This window comes from Paraburkholderia sacchari (assembly GCF_000785435.2).
GTDB classification, from domain to species: Bacteria; Pseudomonadota; Gammaproteobacteria; order Burkholderiales; family Burkholderiaceae; genus Paraburkholderia; species Paraburkholderia sacchari.
Map to the genome: position 1 here is coordinate 140866 of NZ_JTDB02000012.1, position 19774 is coordinate 160639.

14 protein-coding genes are annotated in these 19774 nt (G+C 63.0%); 6 read left to right on the forward strand and 8 right to left on the reverse strand.

The features are described 5' to 3' along the window. Positions 1 to 53: 53 nt before the first annotated feature. From NH14_RS29415 to NH14_RS29435, 5 genes are all read right to left on the reverse strand, one after another. Positions 54 to 1988 carry an FHA domain-containing protein gene (locus NH14_RS29415; RefSeq protein WP_237179805.1) on the reverse strand — a complete coding sequence of 645 codons (1935 nt, stop codon included), beginning with the start codon at positions 1986 to 1988 and terminating at the stop codon, positions 54 to 56. A gap of 164 nt (positions 1989 to 2152) precedes the next feature. Then, positions 2153 to 3583, reverse strand: coding sequence for an efflux transporter outer membrane subunit (locus tag NH14_RS29420; RefSeq protein WP_052148493.1), 1431 nt, complete (start codon positions 3581 to 3583; stop codon positions 2153 to 2155). A 160-nt stretch (positions 3584 to 3743) separates the two neighbouring features. Next, the gene (locus tag NH14_RS29425; RefSeq protein WP_035533486.1) at positions 3744 to 4013 is read right to left on the reverse strand and encodes a hypothetical protein; all 270 of its coding nucleotides are present in this window, start codon (positions 4011 to 4013) and stop codon (positions 3744 to 3746) included. A 395-nt stretch (positions 4014 to 4408) separates the two neighbouring features. Next, positions 4409 to 4801 carry a DUF4399 domain-containing protein gene (locus tag NH14_RS29430; protein WP_237179815.1) on the reverse strand — a complete coding sequence of 131 codons (393 nt, stop codon included), beginning with the start codon at positions 4799 to 4801 and terminating at the stop codon, positions 4409 to 4411. Positions 4802 to 4895: 94 nt separating this feature from the next. Continuing rightward, positions 4896 to 5321 (reverse strand): DUF4399 domain-containing protein, encoded by a 426-nt coding sequence (locus NH14_RS29435; protein ID WP_035533483.1) that lies wholly within the window; start codon positions 5319 to 5321, stop codon positions 4896 to 4898. A gap of 568 nt (positions 5322 to 5889) precedes the next feature. Here NH14_RS29435 and NH14_RS29440 point away from each other — a divergent pair. The 4 genes from NH14_RS29440 to NH14_RS29455 all read left to right on the forward strand — a co-directional run bounded on the left by NH14_RS29440 (position 5890) and on the right by NH14_RS29455 (position 11443). Continuing rightward, a complete protein-coding gene (locus NH14_RS29440; protein WP_331253478.1) occupies positions 5890 to 7056 on the forward strand; it encodes a formylglycine-generating enzyme family protein in 1167 nt (388 codons plus the stop codon). A 90-nt stretch (positions 7057 to 7146) separates the two neighbouring features. Then, positions 7147 to 9939: a xanthine dehydrogenase family protein molybdopterin-binding subunit gene (locus NH14_RS29445; protein ID WP_035533481.1), complete on the forward strand. Its 2793-nt coding sequence runs from the start codon at positions 7147 to 7149 to the stop codon at positions 9937 to 9939. Beyond that, complete coding sequence (locus NH14_RS34065; protein WP_035533479.1) at positions 9936 to 10451, forward strand: (2Fe-2S)-binding protein; 516 nt, start codon at positions 9936 to 9938, stop codon at positions 10449 to 10451. The genes NH14_RS29445 and NH14_RS34065 overlap by 4 nt, the downstream gene beginning before the upstream one ends. A gap of 41 nt (positions 10452 to 10492) precedes the next feature. Beyond that, positions 10493 to 11443: a hypothetical protein gene (locus NH14_RS29455; RefSeq protein ID WP_237179816.1), complete on the forward strand. Its 951-nt coding sequence runs from the start codon at positions 10493 to 10495 to the stop codon at positions 11441 to 11443. Positions 11444 to 11453: 10 nt separating this feature from the next. Here the strand turns inward: NH14_RS29455 and NH14_RS29460 are convergent, their stop codons facing one another. From NH14_RS29460 to NH14_RS29470, 3 genes are all read right to left on the reverse strand, one after another. Next, positions 11454 to 12074 (reverse strand): HD domain-containing protein, encoded by a 621-nt coding sequence (locus tag NH14_RS29460; protein ID WP_035533476.1) that lies wholly within the window; start codon positions 12072 to 12074, stop codon positions 11454 to 11456. A 61-nt stretch (positions 12075 to 12135) separates the two neighbouring features. Next, complete coding sequence (locus tag NH14_RS29465) at positions 12136 to 13197, reverse strand: patatin-like phospholipase family protein (protein ID WP_035533475.1); 1062 nt, start codon at positions 13195 to 13197, stop codon at positions 12136 to 12138. A gap of 19 nt (positions 13198 to 13216) precedes the next feature. Further along, on the reverse strand, positions 13217 to 16693 hold the full coding sequence (locus tag NH14_RS29470; protein ID WP_035533473.1) for an adenylate/guanylate cyclase domain-containing protein: 3477 nt from the start codon (positions 16691 to 16693) through the stop codon (positions 13217 to 13219). Between the two features lie 291 nt (positions 16694 to 16984). Between NH14_RS29470 and NH14_RS29475 the strand changes: the two genes are divergently transcribed. Together NH14_RS29475 and NH14_RS29480 are read left to right on the forward strand one after the other, a co-directional pair. Further along, the gene (locus tag NH14_RS29475; protein WP_035533472.1) at positions 16985 to 17914 is read left to right on the forward strand and encodes a LysR substrate-binding domain-containing protein; all 930 of its coding nucleotides are present in this window, start codon (positions 16985 to 16987) and stop codon (positions 17912 to 17914) included. 185 nt (positions 17915 to 18099) lie between these two features. Then, positions 18100 to 19668 (forward strand): HAL/PAL/TAL family ammonia-lyase, encoded by a 1569-nt coding sequence (locus NH14_RS29480; RefSeq protein ID WP_052148491.1) that lies wholly within the window; start codon positions 18100 to 18102, stop codon positions 19666 to 19668. The last annotated feature ends 106 nt before the right edge of the window (positions 19669 to 19774 follow it).

The following is a 19774-nucleotide window of genomic DNA, read 5'->3' on the forward strand; positions in this document are numbered from 1 at the left end:
GCTGCGCGCGAGCCGCGCGTGACTGGAGCGTGTGCAGCGCCGCGCGCAGGCGCTCAACGAGCCGGGGCGGCTTCACCGTGGTCTCCTGCCGATGCGAGCTTTTCAAGCCGGGCCGCATGGGCCGCGAATTGCGGCGTGGCGAAGTGCGCCGAGGCAAGGCGCTCGCGCACCGCCTGCACATGGCCGGCGTGCGCCTCGCTGTCGATCTGCTGATACTGGTCGAGGTCGGCGCGCACGGCGTCGAGCCCGCCAAGCCGCGGGTAGCGTTGGGCGTAGTCGGCCAGCATCGCGGCGAGTCCGTCGAGACGGTCGCTCTCCAGCGCCTCGCCGATCGCCTGCTTGATGCGTTCGAGCGCGGCCACGTAGACCGAGTCGTCGCTTTGCAGCTTGCGCAAGTGGCTGAGTGCATCGGCATAAACCGTCGCAAACGCCGGCACGTAAGCCGAAATCCGGTCGAGCGCGCGCTGATGCTCGCCGGGGTCGTCGTTCCAGCGGCTCGTGAGCGCCCGGATGGGCGCTTCGTCGCGATAGATGCGGATCGGCGCTTGCGGGCCGCCGCGCCCCAGCACGAACGACTGCAGCGCGCCCATCCAGCCGATGTTCTCCACGAGCGGCTCTGCGTCCGGGTTGTGGCGCGCGAGCGTGCGCATCGCCTGCACGATGGCTTGCGCGCGATCGAACGCACGCTCATTGATGGCGGCGATCCATTCGGGCACCTTCGCCTTGACGAGCGCTTCTGTCCCCATCGCGCGCCAGGCAGCGTCGTCCGGATAGCGTGCGAGGTGCTGATCGGCGATACGCGCCGCGCTTTCATATTGGCCGCTCGCCAGCAAGGCTTGCATGTCGCGCTGCGGCGCGCCCTGGAAGTACGTCACGGCAACCAGCACGGCGAGCGCGGCCAGCACGCCGCCGCCCCACCGGCCAAGGCGGCGCATGTCGATGCGCCCGCTGCCGCCCAGCGCTTCGCTCAACTCGCAGAGAAAGACTTCGAGCCGGCCGCGCCGGCGCCGCGCGTCCGGCACCGATTCGGGCGCGCGCGCGGGCGCATCGGGGTTGATCTCGTCGTCCTGCGCGGGCACCGGCGTGCAGAAGATGTCGAGAAACGAGTGAGCGGTGCCGACGAACGTGGTGCGCTCAGGATCGAACACCAGATCGGCGCCAGGACCAGCGGCGGCGTGGGGATCGTCAGCAGGCGCGAGCGTGCCGGATTGGCGCGTCGCCGTGACGGTGGAGTCGGTTGAAGACGCGCTTTCGATGCCGACGCGGTAAGCGAAGTGGTCGCCGCCGAACGCGAGCCGCTGCCCTTGTGCCAGCCGCACTGCGTGCTCGGCGAGGCGCTGCCCGTCAACGAACGTGCCATTGGTGCTGTCGAGGTCTTCGACGTATACCGCATCGTCCTCGGCGTAGATGTGCGCGTGGCGCCGCGAGAGGTAGTTCACCTGATGCGGCCAGGCCTCGCGATACTGGGCGAAGGTCTCGTCGGCCTTGCTCACGAGAAACGGAAAACTGCTGATGACGATCGGCTGCAGACCCAGATCGCCGCGTTCGGGCGTGAGCGTTACGATGGCCGCCCGCACCGCCGCGCGCGCCGCGCGAGGGACGAAACCCACGCGATATGTGAGTGTGCCCGCAAAGCAGAGCTCGTCGCCGTCTTTCAGAACGTGGGGCTTCTGCGTGACTTCGATACCGTTGACCGCCGTGCCGTTCTTGCTGTCCAGGTCGGCCACGTAGGCCACGCTGCCTTCGCTGAAGATACGCGCATGGCGGCGCGAAACGTCGACGACCAGCTCGGGCCGCGCGTGCGCGAAAGACGGCTGCGTGCGCCCCACGGCGAACAGATCCTTGTCGATGCGGATCTCGCCCAGTTCCGGATGGGATATCGGCCAAAGCACAATATCGAAGGTCCGGTCGAGTGTGGTCTGCCTCTTGACGACCGAAGCGGCAATCGAAGCGACGTCAGGCACCATGATTCCGCCAACGATCAGCATTGGTCCGCCAGACTGCGTGCAGCACGAGCGCTGCGCGCACACCGGCGATCCGTGTGAAGCCGCGCGCCTTGCACATGGCGATCGGAGTGTGAGAAAAGTGTAGGCGACGGATTGCGGGAATCAAACCACTGGCGCGTCTTGCCACGTTGCACGCTCACGCTCGCTCACCTGGCCGGTGCTGCGGCCACAGCGGAGGATGCCACGTTGGTCACTTCGACAGCAGGCCACCCGCCGCCGATTGCCTTGTAGAGCGTGACGGTGTCGCTCAGGATCTGTTCGTGATTGGCGAGCAGCGATAACTCCGCGGAAGCGAGCGAACGTTCGGACTCCAGCACTTCGAGCTGCGAGACGAGGCCTTCCTTCAACTGGGCCTCCACTTGCGCCGCGACCATGCGCAAACGCTCGTTCTGCTGGAGCAGCTCGATGCGCTGCTTTTTGTGCGCGTCGAGATTCACGAGCGCATTTTCGACTTCCTCGAAAGCCGTGAAAACCGCCTGACGATACTGCTCTTCCGCCACCTTGCTTTGCGCCTCGGTCGTCTTGATGTGCGCATGCACACCCGGATCGAACATCGGCAGGTTGATGCTCGGCATGAAGCTGAAGGTGAAAGCCTTGAACAGGTCGGAGAGCGAGAATGCGGCCGTGCCGCCCCGCCCCGTGAGACTGATGGTCGGCAATTGTGCGAGCCGCGCGGCGCCCACTTCATCATACGATTCGAGAATGCGGAACTGCGCGGCCACCACATCGGGGCGGCGGGCGAGCAACTGGGCGGGCAGCCCCATCGGCACGTCGGGCAGCTTCACGCGTTGGCGCAACTGCCCCGCCGGCATCTTGAACTCGCCCGCCGGCACGCCAATCAGCGTGGCCAGCGCGTTTTCCTCGGTATCGCGCGAGCGGTGCAGTTCGAGCAGTTCGTTCGCGAGCCCGTTGATTTCGGCGCTCTGGCGCAGCACTTCGGTCCTCGGCGCCACGCCATTTGCGTACATCTGCTCGTAGATCGTGAGAATTTGCTTGTTCTTGTCGAGCGTCTGTTGCTCCTCACGGATTTGATCGTCGAACTGAAGGATCTGGAAATAAGTGGTCGCCACATTTGCAACGAGTGTGAGCCACCCCGCACGCCAATCCGCCTCGCTCGCGTGGTATTCGGCCTTCTGGGCCTGCACGCCTTTTTCGACCTTGCCCCAGATGTCGATGTCCCAGTTCAACTGCGCGCCAACGTTATAGGACTTCGTGAGCGTTTGCCCCGTGCGCTTCTCGAAATCGATACCCGCGCCCGCATCGAGCGTGGGCAGCGCGCCGGCCTGCACTTCGCCGATCTGCGCACCGGCCACGCCAATGCGTGCCGCGAGAATCCTGATGTCGACGTTGCCCGAGATCGCCTTGTCGATCAGCGTGTTCAGGTACGGGTCCTCGAAGGCTTTCCACCATTGCGCGTCGATCGTCTCCGCCGCGGAAACAGCGGGGTGCGCGTGGGCCCAGGTTTGCTTGGCCGGCATGTCGGGGCGATGGTAAGCAGGCGTGCTGAGATCCGAGCAACCGCACAGCAGCGCCGCACTCAATCCCGCCAGACCCATGAAGCGCGCCAGCGAACCCATCGCGCCGCAACGTGCAGGTAAGGGGAACGGCGTGTGCAACGGCGAAAGCGGTGTGTTCACGATCGACTCCTTGAGCGGAACGCGATGGCGAGGCAGTGCAGGGAAGTGAAGCGAAGGCGGTGCCGTGGAAGCGTTTTCGCTTCCACGGCTTGCAGCGCGATCAGAAGAAGTTGATCGTGTTCTTCGCCGTCTGTACCGGATTGACCGACGAATGGATGCCCGACACGAACGCCACATCGTTGCCTGTGTTGCTCACGATGTTATTGGTCTGGCCAATCAGCTGTTCGGCGCTGAAGTTGGTGGTGTCGATCTTCACGCTCGGCGACGGGTAGTAGATCGGCAGGCCCAGGTAGCCGCCGCGTACGGCGCTCATGGAACGGCAGTCGAGTTCCCGGGTGGCGCTCAGGTCGGCGATCATCAGCTTGCTCATGACAGTTCTCCAGATAGGTAAGGTGCCAGGTGTTGGCGTTTGAGCTGCAATGTTGCGGGCTCGCTTCCTTTAAGGCATGAGGCGTGCCAGTTACGCGGCTCGGTGCCGGCAATGCCACGTAACGCCCGTTGCATAAGGCCTTCGCCGATGTTCATTGGTGTGTCTAACACCTGCACCGATGCTCGCGGGCCACGCGCGCTGATGGGCGCGCGCCAACTCAGCACGCGAATTGTGTTGGCGCGGCGCAGACACCGAAGCGCCGGTTGTTGAGCGGGTTGCGGGATGAGGTACTGCAAGCGGGCAGCGAGCGCGCGCTCGCTGCGGACGTGATGACGCCTGGCGCCTTGGCGCGCTTCATCGCGCGCGCCAATGCCTGGCATTCGACTTCGTACGGATCACTTAACGTATATGGTGATCTTCTTCGAATAGATCGGAGGATTGTGCGGAATGTGATGAGCGTCGCCCATCAGCAGTTGTAGCGTGTGCTTGCCCGGCGGCAACTGGATCGAGGTTTCGGTTTCGCCCGCGCCGAAATGCAGATGGTTGCGGTCCGAGGGAATGGGCTGATCCATCGGCGGCAGGTCGGTATCGATCAGCAAATGGTGATGCCCGGTGTTCTTGAACTCGACGTCCTTGGGCGCCACGCCCATGTAGCGCAACCCGAACCAGACGCGAAACGGTTTCCCGGCCGGCATCGCCTGGCCGTTGTTGGGCCAGCCGATGTAGACGATGGCCTTGGGGTCGGCCGGGGTCGTGCCCGCGTGCGCCGCGCCGCCAAAGAGCAGCATGAGGCTGGCCGCAAAAACCGGGACAAAGACAAGAATCCTGTTCATGGCATGCACTCCCGCATCTGGCTGCAAACAGCCAGTAAGCCCTGCTCCGCTACTTCACCGTGATCGTGATCTTCTTTGAGTACACGGGCGGATCGTGCGGCACGTGGTTGTAGTCGCCCATCAGCAACTGCAGCGTGTGCTTGCCCGGCGGAAGTTCGATGCGGGCCTCCGTTTCGCCCGCCCCGAAATGAAGATGATTGCGATCCGACGGGATCGGCTGGTCCAGCGGCGGGAGATCCGCGTCGACGAGCAGGTGATGATGGCCCGTGTTCGCGCGGTTGACGCCCTTGGGGCAGACACCCATGTTGCGCAGACCCATGCGTATCCAGAACTTGCCGTCAGGAATCGTTGCTCCGTCCGGTGGCCAGATGATGTAGACCTCGGCGCCCGGTGGCGATGGGGTGCGCTCGGCAAACGCCAGACGCGGTATCAAAACAACCGCTGCCAGTGCCAACAAGGATTTTCTTCGTTGCATCTCAGCGCTCCTTCTTCGGCGATCGACGCGCTGCCTCGCGGTCAGGCGTGTGATGGCGTGATGTACAGCTTAGGTCGGATTCCTCCGGTTGCACATATATCGACGCGTGCGCGCCATCTTCGTCTCAAACGCTTCATTCATCTCATGCCGCGCCCGCACGCGTGCTATTTTGTAGTTGTATACGAACAGTGCTTGTGTCTGTACCCTGAAGCGTCCGTGTGAAGCGTCCGTGTGAAGCGTCCGTGTGAAGCGTCCGTCTGAAAAGTCCATAAGGCAGCGCACCCTGCGCATCAGAAGCCGACGGCTTGCGGGTTTTCCTGATTTGCTGCGGGTTTGCTCCTGATGTTGCTCCTCGTGTTGCGTGATAGGGAGAACGAACATGTGGCGGCGATTGGTGCCTGTGTGCCTGTTGGCCTCGTTCAGCCTGAGCTCGGCGATCCTCCCAAGCATGCCGGTAACGCATGACCGTTCGGTTCCGGCAAGCACGCTGCACGCCGTGGCTCCGCGAGCGCATTTCAGCTACGCGCGTGCGATACCCGCTGTCCATTCCGGTAACGGTTTTGCTTTCATGCGTGTTGGCCTGATGCCCAAGGACACCTCGGAAGAGTACGAGATCACGTTCTGGAATTCGATCAAGGACAGCCAATACGCAAGCGACTACGAGGCGTATCTGAAGGCGTATCCGAACGGGCGCTTCGTGCCGCTAGCCCAGGCGCGCCTTGCACGCTTGCGCGCAGCGGCATCGAAAGCGCCCGCTGCGCCAGCAGCACACGAGGCGAGCGGCGCGGCCAGCGCGGCACTCGCACCGGCCGCGCAAGCGAAGCCCCCGTCTCCCGCAACCGCGCCGCCAGCCACGCAAGCGAAGGCCGCTCCCCCAGTAGCCACACCGCCGTCCCCGCAACCGAAGGCCCCGCCATCCGCACAAGCGAAGCCAGCGCCCGCTGCCGCGGCCGCGGTGCCGGCAGCAGTTCAAGCAGCGGCGCCTGCGAAGACCAATGTCGCCGCCGCCAAGCCGGGGCCGCACGACATTCAGGACTGCCCCGCTTGCCCGTTGTTGATCGCGGTAACGCCGGGCAACTTCATGATGGGCAACGAAACCGACGACCCATCGGAAAAGCCCGTGCATCGCGTAACGATTGGCCACGGCTACGCGCTCGCGAAATATTCGGTGACCGTGGCGCAGTGGAACGCGTGCGCCAACGCCGGCGCTTGTCCGCGCTTGTCGAGCGATAGCAACACCGCGCCGAATGCCCCCGTGCGCGACCTGAGCTGGGACGACGCGCAGCAATACGTGAAATGGCTCTCCAGAATCAGCGGTAAGCCCTACCGCCTGCCGACCGAGGCCGAGTGGGAATATGCAGCGCGCGGCGGCACCGCAACGCGCTACTGGTGGGGCAACGAGATGCGCAAGGGCACGGCGAACTGCAAGGATTGCGGGCCGCCGTGGCACGTGGAAGCTCCCGACGATGTCGGCTCTTTTGCGGCCAATCCCTTTGGCTTCTACGACATGGCCGGCGGGGTCTGGGAATGGGTGAGCGACTGTTGGCACAACTCGTACAAGAACGCCCCCGACGACGGCCGCTCATGGGACGAGCCCAACTGCCAGACGCGGGTGATCCGCGGCGGCTCCTGGCGCGACGGCGCAGGCTATATGCTGAGCGCCACGCGTTTCAAATACGACAGCAGCGTGCGTTACAACGCCAATGGATTTCGTGTGGCGCGGGACATGCAATAGCGCGGCCACGCGGCGCAGGTGCAGTCAAAGACAGTCCGAATCATGTAAGCACACCCGTAAGGATTCGCTTTCCATACGTGGAGACGCAGCATGGCTTGCAATGTTTCCCTCAACCGCCGAAGCTTCCTCAAGGCCATGGGCAGCGGCGCATTCACGGTCTCGGTGAGTTCGATCACGGCGTTGATCGGCGCGTGTACTTCGCAGCGCACACAAAGCGAACCCGCCGGACCGATTGGCCCGGGCACCCACGCCACGCCAGAAGCCACTGCACCGGAAAAGACCTTGAATGGCATGCCCGCATGGGCGCCGAAGCCCGGCAAGGCGCGCTGGCGTATCGAGGGCGTGCGCAAGGTCACGGGAGCGAAGATCTACGCGCGCGACTTCAAGGCACGCGACTTCGAGGGATGGCCGAAACAGGAAAACTGGCTATACGCGCTCCGATGCAATTGCATCGACAAGAGGGTCGAGGGATTCGACCTCAGCGTATTGCCTCGTGAGCTTCGTCCCATTGCCGTGATCTCCAACGAGACGCTAAACGACAATCACATTTATCTCTCGACCAAACCAGATCCGAGAAAGAACAAGGATATCTATCTTTTTGCGCAGCAAGGCGACCCGGCAGATTGCTACGGCCAGCCCGTCGCCCTGTTGATCTTCGAAGATTTCGATACCTGGCGCCACGCGAAGAAACTGCTCGAATTCAACGAAGCGGTCATTCGCTATGGCGCCACGGTATCGCGGGGCGACCAGCCGCCGCCCTTGTTTTCGCCGCCCAAACTCTATGTGCGCGACGACGACCAATCGTTCTCTAACGTCCACATGGCTACGGACACCAATGGCAACCCAACTGACGCGTTCCGCAGCCAGTGCAAGACCGTGAGCGACCAGATTCACGCTGTGGCGAGGCGCAATGTCGAAAGCAGCGCCTGGAGCCGGTTCGACGGCACTTTTCAGACACCCGCAATCGACCCTGTCTTTCTGGAACCGGAAGCGGGACTGGCCTGGTATCAGCAGGACTCCGGAGTGCTGCAACTGGTGCTCGGCACGCAATCGCCACGCGACGATGCGACCTCTGCCGGAAACCTGTTTGCCAATAGCAAGATCCACATCAATCACGTGCATGTGACCGGATGTTATCCCGGCGGCGGCTTCGGCGGCCGGGATAAATCGTACTTCCCGCTCTACCTTGCGCTCGCGGCGCCGTTTGCGAAGGGGGCATTGCGCTGGCAACAGTCGCGCTACGAACAGTTCCAGGTTGGCCTGAAACGATCCGAAACCGAATTCACGGAGTCCATCTGGGTCGACCGCAATGGCAAGCTCCAGGCATTGGACAGCACGTTCAAGCTCAACGGCGGCGGCAAGGCCAACCTGTCAGGCGCCGTGGGCGACCTGGCGGCGATGAGTTCGATGAGTTGCTACGACATTCCGCGTGCGATTGCGCAAAGCTCGGTGAGCTGGACGCCCGAGGTGTTCGGTGGTTCACAGCGCGGCTTCGGCGGCCCGCAGGCCTTCCTGGCCATCGAAACGTTGCTGGACGAGGCCGCCCAATCCCTGCATAAGAGCCCATTCGAGATTCGCCGCGGCAATCTGCTTGTCAAAGGCCGCGGCAAGACGCTGACCGGCGCGCCCATCCTGTTCGACCTGCAGCTCGAGGAACTGCTGAACCGGCTCGAAACCCACGCGCTGTGGCGCAACCGCGAAAGCACTCGCGCGCAAAAGCGCAAGCAAGGATTGCGCTATGGCGTAGGGCTCGCGATGTCGAATCAAGCCTATGGCACCGGGAAAGACGCTGTGTTCGCGATGGTGCAGATTCAGCCGGATGCGGGCGTGCGCGTGCTGACGCATTACACCGATATGGGCAACGGCGCGGCGACCACATTGGGACTCGCGCCCGCCACCTGGCTTGGGCGCAACGCGCAAGAGATCGTGATGAGCGAGGTCGAGGCGTTCACCTCCATTACGGATTTCAATTTCCGGGCGCTCGGCCAGTGGCAGGACGACAACCGAAGCTATGCTATTTCCGGGCCATTTGGATCGTCGAGCGCATGCCTCGGGGCATTCCATCACTATCAGGCCGTGGATCGCGCGGCCATGGTGTTGATGTTGCACAGCGTGCTGCCCGCCGCGCGCCAGCTATGGGGCAACGCGCGCATTGCGCCGCAAGCGCTCAAATGGACGAACGGAAAGCTGACTGCCCCGGGCCGACCGTCGCTCGGCTGGCCAGCCTTGCTCGACGAAATCGAGCGCATGCAACTGGCCACCGTGGCGGCCGTCCACGTGACCTACGCGGGCGATTTCTGGAAAAGTCAGTACACCTTCAAGTCCGGAGCCGCCGAGATGGATTGCGACTTCGTGGCTGTCGGCACCGATATTCGCAATCTCAAGCCGTTGCCTCACGGTGCGCTAACTGCGCCGCACAACGCAGTGGGATACGGCCGGACAAACTATGCGCCCGCCGCCGCGCTGGTCGCGCTAAGCGTCAGCCCCGCCAGCGGGCACGTCAAGATCGAGCATGTGGTCACCACGCTCAGCGCAGGCAGGTTGATTTGTCCTGAGATTGTCGAAGGCCAATCGCAAGGCGCTGTTGCGATGGCGATCGGCAACGTGCTCAGCGAAGCGTGCCCGCTCGGCAATCAAGGCCCCGGAAACGGCAAGTGGAATCTGGACCAGTATCGGATCACGCGCATGACCGACGTCCCGATCCAGGAGCTCATCACGCTGCCGCCACCGGCGGACAAGGATCGCCATGGGGCACGCGGAATCGGCGAGGCCGTAATGTGTCCCATCGCGCCCGCGCTGCTCAATGCGCTGGCCATGGCAACAGGGCGCCGCTTCAGGCAAACACCGGTGACGCCCGGGATGATTCGGGAGGCACTAGCGTGAGCGAACGTTCGGTGCAGCTTCACGTGAACGGGCAAGCGGTCGCGGTTGCAGCGGCCGATGCCGATATGAGCCTCGCTGAATTCCTTCACGAACGCATGGACTTGACGGGCACCAAAGTGTGCTGCGGCATCGGCGTGTGCCGTGCGTGCACCGTAGGCATGCGTAGCAGCCAGGACGCGTTGATGGAAAAAACCCTGGCATGCGTGACGCCGGTCAGCGCCGTTGCGAATCAGCACATCTATACCGTAGAGAGCCTCGCGCAAGGGGCCAGGCTCTCGCCGCTGCAACAGACCTTCCTCGAATCCTTCGCATTTCAATGCGGCTACTGCACGCCCGGCTTCCTGATGGCGGCCACCGCCATGCTCGAACATTTAAAGGCGTACGGCGCCGATCAACTCGAGGAGGCCATCGATACCTGGGTGGGCGGCAATCTGTGCCGTTGCACGGGCTACGTCAAGTACCGCGATGCCATCCGCAAAGTCGCGCAACTGCACATGAAGGGCGGAGCGTGAAGATGCCGCGCGCGATTCGGCTACTCGCCCTGTTCTGCATCATGGCCGTGCCGCTTGCGGCATTGGCTCGCGAACAGACATTGCTCGAATACGCCGAGCAATGCGCAAGGGAAATCGGCGAAATTCCCGCCTTCGACTGCAACGGCGGCACGGACATACCCATTACGATCAACGGCAAGCCTCCCGCGCAAAATGAGTCTCCACGGCGGTGCGACAAGCCCTCGCTGCTTCACCCGGACTCCGAAGTGATGGGACAGTGCATTCCGTACTCGAAAATATTGAATCTGTCGCGCGGCAATACACAGATCGCCGCGTACTGCCGGCGCAACACGCTGCGCGCGGACATGGATCCACACTATGACGAAGTCGACATCGTGGTGCATCACTCCGGCAACGGCAAGACCTGCTGGTTCCAATCGGCCCCCGCTTCGGGCACGAAAGGCTTCGATGCAACACGTGTGCCGCCGCCCAACGAGAAGAAGCCGCCGCCGGGCCGTCCCGCCGCTGTCGAATTCTGGACAAGTCCCGCAAAGGTTGCCGCGGAGAACCCGGGCTGCGCGTCCTGCCACGATGCAGGGCCGTTTATCTTCAGCCCGTATATCGGGCAGGTCTGGGACAAGGTGCCCACCGACCCATGGGGGAGATATTCGAACATCGGTGCTGCATTCTCATCGCATCGCCTCACGACGATCACCACACCGGGTAACGCCTGTATCGGCTGCCACCGGATAGGCAGCGAGAAGAGTTGCACGGCATATATCGGTCTTTCGGCGGGCAAGCTTTCCGCGCCAGGAAACAACGCGCTCGCCAACCGTTATCCGCTTAGCCACTGGATGCCGGCCGACAACAACATGAGCGAAGCGCAGTGGAATGAGGCCAATGTGAAATCGGTCGAGGCCTTGCTGGCCTGCTGCAATGACAAGGCGCACAAAAACCCGAACTGCAGCTTCAATCCCGTTCCATCAAGTTCGAATGCGAACTACAGTAAATGACGCCATTCTTTCATTGCTGTTTCAGCCTCTGTCCCCCGAGCCGCCATGCGATATTTGCGCGCGCGCGCACCTCGCAGCGTGAATGGAAGTAATCGGTCAGGTAGATTCGTGGCCGCGCGAGCAAGCCGCGCAGGATTTTGCTTTCCTGCAAGGCGTACGCTCGGTCGTCGAGGTCCGCTCGTTCGGCTCTCAGGCGCATGCCGTCTTCCTGAAACCGGCGACGCGGAGCGCCGAGCGCCGCGAGATCGATATCGCACGCGAAGCGCGAATCCAGTTCGACTGGCACACGGACGTGCCGGGTCGCAAGAATCGCTTCGCAAATGGGCTCGCGCATCACCATGCGATCGCCGGCCCAGCGCCGCATCCAGTCGGCGCTGCGCTGTTCGTTATCGTGAGCGCCGGGAACGTATATCACGTCATGGCACCATAGGGCCAGCTCGACGACATCGCGGCGTTCCATGGCATGGCGCGCCAGATCGAAATAGCGCAGGCAGCGTCGTACGTGACGCAACGTGTGATAGTAACGGCCCGGCTCCCCATAACGACGCGCGAGATCGACATACACGGCGTCGGCGTGCCGCCCCCCGTTACGCGACCACAGCTCGACGAAGCGCTCCTGCGTCAGGTTCACCCTTGCTCCTTTGCGCACTGCGCGTCCCCGCACCTGTCTTGGGCTGCCGCCATCGACAGCTTCAGAGAAATTCCTCGCGAATGTCGATGCTCGAGCGCTGACCGATATCGTCGTAGTGCCGGGCGAGCCACACATCGGCTTCCTTTCGGCCGTTGTCCCGCAGTTCGCACAGGAAATCCCAGTCCGCGTTGTACTTGCTCGATACGCTGAGCGCGCACATTGCCGCGTCGGAGCGGATCGAATGAATCAGCATTTCCTTCATCTCGTCGCGAGCGAATTTGCCTTTCTGGATCAGCTCGGTCACGAACGCAATCGCGCGCATTTCGCGCATCAGCGATGAGTTGAAACTGATTTCGCTGATCCGGTTAAGAATGTCGGCCGCCGTGACCGGCACCCCGGGACGCACGAGCGGGTTGATATGGACGATCACCACGTCGCGCGTCTTGCAGTGATAGATCAGCGGATAGATGGCCGGGTTGCCCATATAGCCGCCATCCCAGTAGTGCTCGCCCGCGATGGTGACCGCCTGAAACAGCGTCGGCACACATGCGGAGGCGAGCACAGCATCCGCGCAGACGTCCTCGCCCGTGAAGAGGCGTATCTTGCCCGTCTCTACGTTGGTCGCGCACAGGTACAGCAGTATCGGGCATGCCTTGCGCAGCGCCGCAAAGTCGACCTGGCGTTCAAGGAGCTCCCGCAGCGGATTCAGGTTGTGCGGATTGAACTGGTAGGGTGAGAACATTCGCAGCATCATGTCGGCGAACGCATAGAGCGGCGAATGGTCGAGCCCGAAGCTGTGCGACCCCTTGAGCCACGGCACCCAGCGCAGCGGGTTATAGCGTTCGGCCGACTCGGCAACCGCATGCCAGAAGTCGTGCAGTGCCTCGCGCGCGCCGCTCTCGCCGCCCTTCAACAGCCCGTATGCCAGCACGGCGCCGTTCATTGCGCCGGCGCTCGTCGCGCTTACGCCTTCGATCGCGAGTCTTTTGTCTTCGAGCAGGCGGTCGAGCACGCCCCACGTGAACGCGCCGTGCATCCCGCCGCCCTGCAATGCCAGCGCGATCTGCTTTGGCGCTGCGGGATCGTTGCCTCCTTCACGGCTTCCTGTCTGCTTCGTCGGCATGGGTCGCCTCCCTGGCGGGTTAGCCGCGTCCGTCGTCGATGGTTCGCGCGTTACTGGATGCCAGCGCGTCGAGCAGCGCCCTCGCTTCTCGCAGATCGCCGGTGTCGAAACCCTCCGTGAAGTGGCTGACGGTCTCGGACAGCACCTGCCTTGCCTCGCCTGATCTGCCTTCACGCTGCCACAGACGAGCAAGACTCGCCGCCGCGCGCAGCTCCAGTGAGTGGGCGCCCTGCGCGCGAGCCACGGCAATCGCCTTGAGAAAGCAAGCTTGCGCGTCTTCGCTGGACGAAGGCATGCGTTCGCCCTTGCTCGGCGCCGCGAGCAGCATGGTTCCCTTGAGCCGGTGCAATTCAGCCTCGTAGAAGCGCTCGCCGGTTGCGTCCGCGATCGCCATGGCCGCGTCGAGCGTCTGCAGGCCACCCTCCACGTCGCCTGCCCGCCACTGACACTCGGCAAGCAAGGCCAGAAAGTAGGAGCGATGCTCCTCACCGCCCGCTGACTGTTCGGCGTCCAGCCCCTGGCGCAACTGGGCAATGCCCTCTTGCAGGCTTCCCGGTTCGATGCGCGCCCAGCCCGACAAAATGGTTCCCCACGCGAGCCAGTACGGCAAATCGTGCTCGATCGAGACAGTGATGGCCGCTTCGGCCCGCTCCTTGACCAGCGCAGCCTCGCGCCGAAACTGATGCAATTCCGCTGCGTAAGCCAGCGTGAACGCCAACGTCGGCCCGTAGGCGAGCTTCTGCGCGAGTACGAGCGCCTCCATGCTTCGCTTGAGCGCCTGATCGGGATAGCCCTGAAGCCAGCGTATCAAGGACAGGAAATTCAACGCCCGGCTGCCGGGGTCCACGCCATGCGAGACTGCATGTGCCTGATGCCGCTCGGGATCATAGAGGGTCAGCGCCTGCTCCAGGTGCGCTGCAGCAGCGTCCAGTTCGCCCTGGAGGAAAAGGCAGGTGCCGAGTGCACCGTGTGCCTCCATGAGCCAGTCCGGGTCCTTTGCGTGCTGCGCCATGCGCAGCATCTGCTCGCCCAGATTACGCGCAACCGCATACTGCGCACGCGTCATGTTATGAATTCGCGAGCCAAGGAGCGCCGCAAAAAGCTGCGACGCGTCGCCGAGCTGTTCACCCAGCTGCCGGGCTCGCGTGTAGGTCGCCGCCACCTCTGGCGCTCCATAACCGCGCACGTTCATCAGCGCTGGACCCAGCGAGAGCAGCAGCGACAGTTCGCGGGACGCGCGGGCAGGCGTATCGGGCAATCGCTCGAGCAGACCCAGGGCGGCGCCGAGGTGGTGCATGGCATCCGGATGGGCGGCATGCCTGAGCGCCTGCTGCCCGGCGCGGTGCAGGTATTCCACCGCCTTGGGGATATTGCCGCTCAGGCTGTAGTGATGCGCCAGTTCGCTGCAGTAGTCCGCGATGCGCGCGGGGAACAGTGCCTCGATAGCCTTCGCGGTACGCTCGTGCAGCGCGCTGCGTCGCTCCGTGAGCAGCGAGTAGCCCGCGACTTCCTGCGTCAGCGCGTGTTTGAAGGAATATTCGACCTCCGGGTAGGCGGGCCGCTCGTAAATGAACTCCGCGGCTTCCAGGTTCGCGAGCAGCGCGCGCAGATCGTCGTCGGTGCGTGCGAGCTGTCCGTCGCAAATACGCTGGACCAGGCTGAACGGAAACTCCTTGCCGATCACCGCGAGCGTTTGCAGCAGCTCCTTCTGCGCGAGCGGGAGGCGGTCGATACGCGCGGCGAGCACGCCTTGCACCGTGGTCGGGATATGCAGCGCGGCGGGCGTCCTTTCGATGCGATAACGCCCGGGCTCGCCAAGCAACGCGCGCTCCTCCACGAGCGTTTGCACCACTTCCTCCATGAAGAACGGGTTGCCCTCGGTCTTTTCGAGGATGCGCTGCTTGAGCGGCAACAGCGAGGCATGATCGCCCAGCAGGGCTGCAAGAAGCCCCTCGGCCTGCTCCGGTCCAAGCGGCTCCAGCCGGAGCTGGCTGCCATCCCACGCCGGCCGATACTCCGGCCGGTAATTCACGAGCAGCAAGACACGGGTGTCCGGTACGCGCTCGACCAGATACGCGAGGAACGCCTCGGTCTCCCGGTCCAGCCATTGCAGGTCCTCGAAGAGCAGCTCGATCGGCTGGCTTTGGCTCTCGCGCGTGAGAATCTGCGTGATCGCGTCGAAGGTCCGGTCGCGCCGAACCTTGGGATCCATGTCCGCCAGCACCGAAGCCGATTCGCCCGTGCCAAGCAGATAGAGCAGATAAGGCACCAGATCTTCGAAACTGCGCTCGAGTGTCAACACCTTGCCGACGACTTTCTCACGGCGACGCCGCTCATCGTCTTGCGCGTTGATCTGGAAATAGCTCTTCATGAGCTCGATCAGCGGCAAATTGGCAAACGCCTTGCCATGTGAAACAGAAAACGTTTCCAGCACCAGACTTCCTCGCCGCGAACGTTCCTTGAATTCATGGAAAAGGCGCGACTTCCCGACGCCCGCTTCGCCGACCACTGCGACGACCTGTCCCCGCCCCGCCCGCGCCATTTCCAGCGCCCGGTCAAGATGGGCCATTTCAGCCTCGCGCCCGACGAAGCGCGCAAGGCCGCGATGGGCCGCCAACTGCAATCGCGTGCGCAGCGCACCCGGGCCTAGCACCTCATACACGGGCAGCGGTTCTGGAATGCCTTTGACCTGGGCTGCGCCCAGCGGCTTGAACTCGAAATAGCCCTCGGCCAGTTTGTGGGTCGACTCGCTCACGAGGATCGACGTGGGCGTGGCGATGCCCTCCATGCGCGAGGCGATGTGGATCGTGTGGCCGACCGGGTCGTAATCGGTGTGCAGATCGTCGGTGCGGATCGAGCGCACGACGACCTCGCCGGTGTGTATGCCCACACGAATCTGCAGCGGAATGCCTTTCTCCAGCCGAATACGGTCGCCATGCCAGCGCATGGCCTGCTGCATGCGTAGCGCGGCGAACAGCGCGCGTTGCGGATGGTCTTCGTGGGCAATCGGCGCGCCAAACAGCGCGAGGATGCCATCACCCAACGACTTCGCGACGTAGCCCTCGTAGTAGTGGACGGCCTCCATCATCAGCGCCACGACGGGTTCGATCAGGTGATGGGCTTCTTCCGGGTCGAGACCATGAATCAAGGCTGTGGAACCGGCCATGTCCGCGAACAGCGCGGTAATGGTCTTGCGTTCGCCTGCGGTCTCGTTTCTTGCTTCCATGGCGACGTGCTCGGCACGAATACGCTCGGCAAGATGATGCGGCGTGTAATGAATCGGCGCGGGCGGTGACTCCTTCGCCGGTTGTGCTGGTTGTGCCGGTTGTGCGGTCTCTGGCGCGCCGGTTAGCTGCGCGCCGCATTCAATGCAGAATCGGGCGGCTGCAGCGGCTACGTGCCCGCAACGAGGACACGCGCGCGCGAGCAGCGTCCCGCACGCTTCGCAGAATCCAGCCTTGGCGAGATTCTCGAATCCGCAGTTTGTGCAGCGCATACTACCTCGTCGCGACCGGGAATCATCATGGGCCAATTATGCGCTGCATTCCTGGACGGAACAGCCCCAATATTCAGCGGACCACTTTGCATCGTGCCTGACCGGGTGCGCCGCTGCCCGTGCCGACAACGGCTGCATTTGAAATAAAGACGCGAACATGGATTTGTTCACATCAATCGTCGATAACACTAATATCAGGTCCTGGACAACCCGCATGGAAACCATGGAAAATCACAGTCTTCACGCCGGTCCGACGATACCCACCCCATACGGAACCCTACGGAAACCGAAATGAGCCGCCTGCCCCCGTTACGCGCGTTGCAAGCATTCGACGCCGTGGTTCGCAACGGCAATGTGGTCGCCGCCGCCGAAGCGCTGCATGTAACGCCTGGGGCGGTCAGCCAGCAGATCCGGTTGCTCGAGGAGACACTGGGCTTGGCGCTTTTTGTCCGCGAGAGCACGGGATTGCGCCCCACGGACCTTGGCCAGCTCTACCATCAACATATCGCGCAGGGCTTCGAGTGTTTTCATAACGCGCATGCAGCGCTGGTTGGGGCGCGCCACGGCCCGCATTTGACGCTCAGTACTTTTCCGTCGGTGGCAACGCACTGGATCGCCGCACGGCTAGACAAATGGCACGCGCTGTCGCCCGATATTCGCATCCACGTCGAGGCGACCGACCGCGAGCCCAAGCGTGGCGAAAGCCGCGCAGATATCCGCCTGGCGTATGGCACGCCGCCCACCGACAGCACCCCTCATCGGCTGCTGTTTACCGATCGCGTTGCGCCCGTGAGCGCTCCATCGCTCCCAACGCCGGACCTCCCGCTCAAGCAGCCTGCGGATTTATTGCACTGTCCGCTCGTTCACGTCGAATGGGGCTGGGCCGATCTCTCGCCGCCAACCTGGGCCAACTGGCTCAATGCCGCCGGCGTTCCAGTACCCGACACGCTCGCGCCGCTCACCTACTCCCTTTCCTCGATGGCGATTGACGCGGCGGTGCGCGGCAGGGGTATTTCACTCGGTCAGGGACTGTTTGCGATTGACGACCTCAATAACGGCCGGCTCATCGCGCCATTCAAAATCTCGCTGACAATGCCGCGCCCGTACTATCTGGTGTGGCAACCCGGCTCGCTCGATACGCCCGGCGCCCGGCAATTCATCGACTGGCTGATTGCCGAGGCGGAACAGACGAATCGCGACATCGATTCGATGTTCGGCTGATTGCCCGACACCGTTTTCATTCTCGTTTTAGATAATCTATAAACGGTCGACAAATTAAATGGTTTGTCGGCCTCATTGCGTCCTCCTATTCTCGAACGTGGCTTCAGTGCGCCTGCATTGCGTGTCTTTGCAGGATTTGACGCTTGGCGCTCACTACCCACTTTCTAAAGGATCGATGCAACGACATGAACACACCTCGTACAGAATTTCGCGTTCGCGCACAGGAAATCGCTGAAGTGCTGCTCGGCGACGACGATATTTCACTTGAGCAATTCATCGCTGTCGCAAAGTACGGTGCGCGTGTGCATCTTTCTCCCGCGTATTGCGAACGTGTATGCCGCTCCCGCGCACTCGTCGAGCGCTTTCTTCAAGAGAATCGACTCGTCTACGGCGTGACAACGGGATTCGGCGACAACTCGACTCGCGTCGTGCGCCCCGAAGAAGCAGAGCAGCTCCAGTGCAACATCGTCCGCTCTCACGCCGTTTCCGTTGGAGAGCCATTGCCGCGCGAAGTGGTCCGCGCGAACCAGCTGATGATCCTCATTAGCCTGGGCAAGGGTTATTCCGGCGTCACCCTCGAGTTGCTGCAACTCGTCGCCGACCTGCTGAACAACGACATTACGCCGTTCGCGCCGGGAGACGGCTCAGTGGGCTATCTCGGTCCGGAGGCGCACATGGCGCTCGTGCTGATCGGAGAAGGCGAGGCCACCTGGCGCGGCGAACGCGTGAGCGGTTTGCACGCGTTGCAGGGCGCTGGACTCAAGCCCCACACACTGCGATGCAAGGAGGGACTCGCTCTGGTCAACGGGACCACATCGGTCACCGCAATAGCGATGCTCGCGCTCCACAACGCATTAGAAGCCTCCAGGGTCGCGGACATTGCTGCCGCGATGTCCCTGCAGCCGCTCAAAGGCACTACTCGCTCGCTGGATCAGCGTTACCACGCGATCAAGAAGCACCCGGATCAGGCCAACGCGGCTGACAACCTGCGGCGCCTGCTTGCCGGCAGCGCGCTGGCCGAGCGTTTTGTCGATTACCGGCTGCAGGACACTTACAGCCTGCGTGCGATGGCACAGGTGCACGGAGCATCGAAGCGCGCGATAGACGATGCGCGCGCATCGATTCGCAACGAGGTGCGCTCGTCCGGCGACAATCCCGTGATTCATCCGGGCGACGGAGAGGGCCTCGCGATCTCGGGGGCGAACTTCGACGGCACGTTCGTTGGCATTGCGAGCGACCTGCTCTGCATCGCCATGACCAACCTTGCGAAGATCTCCGAACGCCGGACCGATCGCATGGTCAACCCGCACTTCAGCGAGTTGCCGGCCTTTCTCGTCGCGCGCCCTGGCCTCAATAGCGGCTACATGATCACGCAATATACGGCGGCCGGCTTGCTGGGCGAAATGCGCGCCCTCTCTCATCCTGCGACGCTCGACAGCGTCTCCACGAGCGGCAACCAGGAAGACCCGGTGAGCTTCGCCTATCTCGCCGCACGCAAGGCCTACGCAGTCTCGCAGAAGCTCCAGCATGTGCTCGCAATCGAATTGATGACCGCGACTCAAGCACTGGAATTCTTCGATCCGGCCGACGCCTCGCCCGCCACTGCGGCTGTCTATGCGCGCATCAGGCAGGTGGCCGCAAAGGTCGACGACGATCGCTACTTCTATCCCGACATGGTCGCCATTCATCGGCTCGTGGCAGAAGGCGATCTCACAAGCGTTGCCGAAACCATTACGGGCACGCTCCATGCGTAAGCTGCCTGCGACATCTGCTGCACGGCGATAGCGAAGTTTCGAAGGTGCGGGAAATGCGTCCGTAGTGCGTTACAGGTCGCCATTCCTCGCACCTTCCGCATGTAGT